The organism is Synechococcus sp. J7-Johnson (assembly GCF_024345795.1).
Classification (GTDB): Bacteria; Cyanobacteriota; Cyanobacteriia; order PCC-6307; family Cyanobiaceae; genus Regnicoccus_A.
Genome location: NZ_JAGQBU010000061.1, coordinates 1 through 6,073 on the forward strand (window position 1 = coordinate 1; position 6,073 = coordinate 6,073).

The 6,073-nt window shown below is 60.7% G+C and carries 6 protein-coding genes; 5 read left to right on the forward strand and 1 reads right to left on the reverse strand.

The window, feature by feature from the left end; genetic code table 11:
* Nucleotides 1–170: 170 nt before the first annotated feature.
* Entirely contained in the window at nucleotides 171–1,334 is a 1,164-nt protein-coding gene (locus tag KBY93_RS15805) for a serpin family protein (protein WP_255095375.1), read from the reverse strand.
* Nucleotides 1,335–1,479: 145 nt separating this feature from the next.
* On the opposite strand from KBY93_RS15805, the gene KBY93_RS15810 reads away from it, so the two are divergent.
* The 5 genes from KBY93_RS15810 to KBY93_RS15825 all read left to right on the forward strand — a co-directional run bounded on the left by KBY93_RS15810 (nucleotide 1,480) and on the right by KBY93_RS15825 (nucleotide 4,905).
* Nucleotides 1,480–1,875, forward strand: coding sequence for a hypothetical protein (locus KBY93_RS15810; RefSeq protein WP_255095376.1), 396 nt, complete (start codon nucleotides 1,480–1,482; stop codon nucleotides 1,873–1,875).
* Between the two features lie 13 nt (nucleotides 1,876–1,888).
* Nucleotides 1,889–2,947 (forward strand): ligase-associated DNA damage response exonuclease, encoded by a 1,059-nt coding sequence (locus KBY93_RS15815; RefSeq protein WP_255095377.1) that lies wholly within the window; start codon nucleotides 1,889–1,891, stop codon nucleotides 2,945–2,947.
* 232 nt (nucleotides 2,948–3,179) lie between these two features.
* Nucleotides 3,180–3,359, forward strand: coding sequence for a tyrosine-type recombinase/integrase (locus KBY93_RS16230; RefSeq protein WP_315856432.1), 180 nt, complete (start codon nucleotides 3,180–3,182; stop codon nucleotides 3,357–3,359).
* Between the two features lie 785 nt (nucleotides 3,360–4,144).
* The gene (locus KBY93_RS16350; RefSeq protein WP_399223376.1) at nucleotides 4,145–4,393 is read left to right on the forward strand and encodes a transposase; all 249 of its coding nucleotides are present in this window, start codon (nucleotides 4,145–4,147) and stop codon (nucleotides 4,391–4,393) included.
* 107 nt (nucleotides 4,394–4,500) lie between these two features.
* Nucleotides 4,501–4,905: a transposase gene (locus KBY93_RS15825; protein ID WP_255095378.1), complete on the forward strand. Its 405-nt coding sequence runs from the start codon at nucleotides 4,501–4,503 to the stop codon at nucleotides 4,903–4,905.
* Nucleotides 4,906–6,073: the final 1,168 nt, after the last annotated feature.

The following is a 6,073-nucleotide window of genomic DNA, read 5'->3' on the forward strand; positions in this document are numbered from 1 at the left end:
GCTCGGAACACTCTCTTCCGTTGCGGTGGTTTGGGTTTCGGGCATGGAGGGCCGCCATTCCAGCCAACCAAAACCCATGCTGACAGCCGTGCCAAGAATGCTGTTGTGGAACTTTTAGGCAGCCCTGTGGCCGGCCGCTACGCACGGGAAGTGAGACTGAACCCGTGAAGCTACCCTTGATCACCCGGATCCATCACCCGACCCAGGAAGAGCAGAGTGCCGGTGGGCTGATCGCGGATCATGAGCAGAAATGGATGGTCCACATGGAAGGGCGTGATCGGATCCTCGCTCAGTCCGGTGAGCCGCATATCAATAATCGTGGCCGCAGCTGCCTCGGTTCCCTTTTCGTCCACCTCCAGCATGGCCTCCTGCAGCACGCTGGACAGGTAGAGATCGGGAACCGCACTGATGCCCGAGAGATCTGCATCGGCGCCGAAAACCGCACCCAGCCCCATCCGCTCGAGCGGCTCCATCAGATCGGGACGGCTCCTCATCTTGAACCTTGGCAGAATCAACTCCACCTGTTCTTCCTTCATCCCCTCGATCGCCTTTTTCAGGCTCTGCGGGGTTAGCTGACGTTGCAAAGCCGCCAGGCCATCGCGTTTGTCAGGGAGCAGGATCAGCAGCGCATGATTCGGTGTGTCGTAACTCTCCCCCTGATAGGGAATCTCCAGAATCCTGCCGCCCGGGATCGCCCCCAGCCGGTACCAGCCGATCTTATGCATGAGCGGCACCGAGCTCGTGCCGCCTCCTTGCAGAACGAACGGTCCGGTGCGGGTGCTGTCCGGGTCGAACTCATTCTTCCACTCACCTTTGAACCAGATGGTGCTCAGCAACGCCAGGCGCGTGTCCGGTGAGAATTGCCCCTCAGACACAAGCTCCTTGATCTTGCCGCGGGTGCTCTCGCTGACCCAGGCATTGATGCGCTGGGCGGCTCCCTGGGAATCGCCGGCATAGTTAAGGGGGGTGATGCTGGCTCCGAAAATCGCGGCCATCGTCTGGCGGAAGGCCGGCTGCAGCGTGAAGCGCTCCGCCGGCCAGATCGACTGCCCCACAACCAGCTGCGACCCGGTCGATTCTGCCGTGAGGCGGGCCGAGTGGCTGGTGAAAGCTTGCAGATCGCTCCCTGCGGCATCAAGGCGAAGGACCTTGCCTAATACCGCGGCCGTTTCACCGCGGGCACCACTGGCCACCATCAACAGAGCGGCGTAGAGGCTGTAGGGAGACACCACCAGATTGCCGGGCTGTTGCCAGAGTTGATCCAGCAGATCAAGGGAGAAAGTTGTCGTGCTGATGGCGATCCGCTCCTGGGCCGGTTCGGAGAGAGTCGGCACCGGCTGGGATCGGAGCGGGGGGCTACAGGCCACCCAGAGAAACAGACAGGTGCTCAGCAGACCTGGCCAACGTGTTCGGGGCATACGTGCGACAGGGCTGATGACCTGGCAGGGTCTGACTAGTTTGCGACCGATCAATCCGCCCATGGCGATGGCACTGGGATTTCTGAACAAAAGAGCGCGGAGGTGGGCGGTTCCCGCCGTGCTCTTGCTGACACTCACGGGAGGCTTCAACGCCAAGGCGGTTCCGATGCTGGAGCTGGATCCCGGCACGGGGGAGGTGAGGAGCACCATCGCCACCTATGAACCGCCTGCCGAGCTTGGAGGGGGCATCATCGATGACAGCACAGTGAAGATCACCGATCGGGAAATATACTGGGAGAAACGGATGTACAGGCCCCAGTTTGTGGCAGAAAGTCATACCATCCAGCGGCAGACTCTGATCTATCAAAGTGAATGGAAGATTCAGCGTGACGACGGGCCCGACATTGATGAGCAGACAGTGACTGGGACCTGCCAACGCATCGACAAGCTTCCGTAGGTCGCTCACCACCATGTCCCTGCCCACCGGCGGCCTGCTCCGGCTCACCCCCCAGGGGCTGTACTGCCCGGCCGCCGAGGCCTGGATCGATCCCTGGCGGCCGGTGGCGCGGGCCCTGATCACCCATGCCCACGCCGATCACGCCCGGCCGGGCTGCGGCGAGTACTGGGCGATCGGCGCGAGTGAGGCGATCCTGCGCCAGCGCCTCGGCGCGGGCATCAGCCTGATCCCCGTCGACTACGGGCAACTGCACCGCATCGGCGCCGCCCGAGTGTCGTTCCATTCCGCCGGCCATGTGCTCGGCAGCGCCCAGATCCGTTTGGAGGCAGGCGGCGAGAGCTGGCTGGTGAGCGGCGACTACAAGCGCTGCGCCGACCCCAGCTGCGCCCCCTTCGAGCCAGTGCAGGCCGATGTGTTCATTACTGAGGCCACCTTCGGCCTGCCGGTCTACCGCTGGTCGAGCGGCGCGGCGGTTGCTAACGCCATTCGAGCCTGGTGGCAGGGGGCGCCGGAGCGGCCATCGCTGCTGTTCGCCTACGCCTTCGGCAAGGCCCAGCGCCTGCTCGCCGAGCTGGCCGCCATCGGAGTGGAGCAGGAGGTGCTGCTGCACGGGGCCGTACAGGCGTTGATGCCCGCCTACCGGCAGGAGGGGGTCGCCATGGTGCCCACCCGGCCCGTGAGCGACCTGCCGCGCAGTGAAAGCCTGGCGGGGAAGCTGGTGATCGCGCCCCCCTCGGCACACAGGTCGGCGTGGATGAAGCGGTTCAAGGATCCCCAGACCGCCTTCGTGAGCGGCTGGATGGCGGTGCGCGGCGCCAGGCGGCGGCGTGGCTTCGAGCGCGGCTTCGTGCTGAGCGATCACGCCGACTGGGACGGCCTGCTGCGCACCGTGAGGGATACCGGAGCCCGCCAGGTGTATGTCACCCACGGCAATAGTGACGGCCTGGCCCGCTATCTGCGGGAGGTGGAGGGAATCGCGGCGGAACCACTGGGACGTGCTTTCGAAGGGGAGCGCAGCGATGAAGGGGAAACCGCCGGGGGCGGGGATGACGGCCCGGAATCTGCCAGCTGAATGTGCTCCGCCGCGGGAACCTTCTTGGCATCTCCTCGGCTACAACCCATGGCCAGCGAATCGCACCCTCCGTAGCTGCTGCAGCGGGACTTAGAGCTGGAGGGCGAGGATAGGGTAACCATGCTTCCAAAGCCAGGTTGATAGCGGACTCCGAGCTCACGGCAGGAAGGTCGCCATCACCTCAATCCCACTGTGGTGATAAGACGTCAAAGAGGCCGTTGGCGCGGCTGGCGTGAGTAAGGTCACCAGCTGCCACACATTCCGCCATTCGTTTGCTGACCACCTACTTGAGGGGAGGCGTGACATCCACGCAATCCAGGAGCTGCTGGGGAATCGGGTCGTGAGCGCCCCCATGAACTACAGCCATGTGCTCTGCTGTGGCACCCTGGGTCCGTGCAGCCTCGCCGACTGAACTTATTCAGCTGAAAAGTGCTTTGCTGACCGGCAGACCGGTGAACCCAGAAAGGGCCGGGAAACTAAACTGTCTGTAACAGCTAAGGTTTGAGGATCGGATTGAAGAGCAGCCCGTATTTACTGGAAAAGAGAAGATGACGGGAGATGGTTTAGAGAAATGTCTGAGAACAAGTTAGGGCACGTAAATAGGATACTTGCCATGTCTTTAAAACCACTCTTCAACGCCGTGCTCCTCATCCTGTGCTCGTCAGCCTCAATGGCGACTGAACCCTTGTTTGACAGGGTCGAAATCGAAGGTCAGTCTGGTCGCTTGCACGACAACGTTCGAAGTTGGCTAGAGCTACCCGAAAGCGAGCAACTTCGCTCGATGACACGAGCCGAGAACTGCACCGCTATTGGTGGTCCACGTGGCAAGTTCAAGGTTTCTGACGGCATGCTTCTACTCCATGGCCTCTATCGCTGTGGCGGTGACATTGAGCTGTCCTCCGTTTATCCCAGCATCTCTCGACCCGTGGTTGCTAAATGGGTTACTGGGAAGCTGACAGCTGAAATTGGTGATATTGTATGTTGGACGAAGAATGGGTCTCCAGTCTACGAGCGATTAGCCAACATCTCAGTTGAAGCAGGCAAAGTCATTGCAATTTCTATGACCAAGCCCACGGTTGAGCAGTGTGGACGAAATGTACCCTAACCCTTCCGTCAAAGGGACTAGTGTTTATGCCCGGAAATAACGACTGGGATCAAGAGTGTAATCCGAGGTACTCCGTGGCGCTCGGTCGTCCGATGCCACCGCTGGTCCTCTGTGATGGCGAAGTTCAGAAACTTCAGGGCAGCGCCAGCTCTCACACGCTACCGCATTCGATTGTGCAGCGAGCCCAAATCGTGCTGGCCTGTGGTGCTAAGGAACGAGGCCTGGACGGCAACCGCCTTGTGATTTCGGACGCTCATCTGGGCCTGACGGCAGCGATCAAGCACATGTTCCAGGGCAGTAGCTGGAGAGGTGCCCGGTGCACTTCCTGCGCGACCTCCTGAGCCATGTGCCCTAGCCGTAAGGCTTCTCCAAAGAAGTAGGCCGACTGCGTCTACATGGTGGCCGCCGCCATGTAGACGCAGTCGGCTGGAGGCCACAAGCGGTATTCGTGATCCAGGCACCTGATCAGGTGCGCGCTCACTGGCAGCGGGTCATGGAGATGCTGCGCAAGCAGTTCCCCACTGCCGTGCTGGTGATGGAGGCCGCCCAGGACGACGTCCTGGCATTCCTGCACTTCCCCCAGGAGCACCGGCGCAAGGCCTGGAGCGCCACCCCGCTTGAACGCCTGATCAAGGAAATCAAACGCCGCACCAACGTGGTCGGCATCTTCACTAACGATCCGGCGATCGTGCGGCTGGTGGGCAGCCAGCTGCTGGAGCAGCAGGAGGAATGGCAGCTGCAACGCCGCCGCTTCTTCTCCGGGGCCACCACGGCCAAGCTTCCGGAAACAGAGGAGCTGGTGGAGCTCCCCGATGGCGATAAGTCCGATGCGGTGGCGATTGCCACTGCTTGAAGCGCAACAGCTTCTGACTTGATCTACACGAAAACACTTGATCACTCAGTTGCGCATTCAGCGATCAGGGTTCATAGTGGATCAACGGAGCAGCGCAATCTGCTCCTCAGCAGTCAGCCTCTGACTGCCCCTGTTCACCCTCCAGAAAGGGTCACAGGACCTCATGAGTTACACCACTCGAAGGGGCGCTATCTTCCTCGCCGGTCCCACCCAACGAAAAACCAACGCCAACTCCTGCCAGTTACCGCCGGTCTTTGCCAGGTAATCGTTCTATTAGTGGCCCTATGGGCCGTAAGGCCCGGCGCCGTTCAACATGATTTTCCTGCTTCGGCAGCACTGTTGGGGCTTTCCCTTCTGCCGATCGGGTTCGCTCTTCGCCAGCCTTGGCTTCGCTTTGGAGCTTTGGCATGGGCAGTGTTGCTTGCTCTGCTTGCCTGGCAGCGCAGCCACACGGGGGCAACAGGCGACGGCGTGGGATCGCTCACGATCATTCCCTTGGTCTTCGCCTCACTAGCGGCGGCGACTGGACAGTGGCTGAACCTTGGTCTGCTTCATGTCGGTCGGTTGAATGGTTCTTTGCGATGGTTGGCGAGGGCATCAATCGTGATCAGCCTCCTGCTTCTATTGATTTACCTAAGCGGAGGAGTTGGCGTCGTTCTACCGTTAGCATTAGTGTTCGTTGTACTGGCTGATCTCGCGCTCACCGCTCTCTCACTGATTATCGGAGCTATTGCTATTCTCAGGTATAAGTCAGTGACCTAAAGAACATCTGAAAAGCCCGCTAAGATAATTCCAGATCTGGGATTGAGACTGGAATGGATGACCGTTCCCTTCAGCTGGGCTTAACGGACTACGAGCAGATCCGCACCAAAAAGAGGACGCGTCGCCAGCGCTTCTTGGATGAGATGGAGGCAATGGTTCCATGGGAAGCACTCCTGGCCTTGATTGAGCCTGTTTACCACAAGCCTTCCAGCAAAGGAGGTCGTCCAGGGAGCAGCCGCTGGTGTCAACCCCAGGGCTGCCTAAAAGTGTGATCAAGCCTGCCTGGGGCCAGGCTGCCCTCTCCCAGCGCCAGCATCCGGCTGATGTCATGGGCCACCTCCTGCTGGCCGGCATGGATCGATCGAAAACCGCTCCCGCGCAGCAAGTTCATCACCACCGTGCGCAG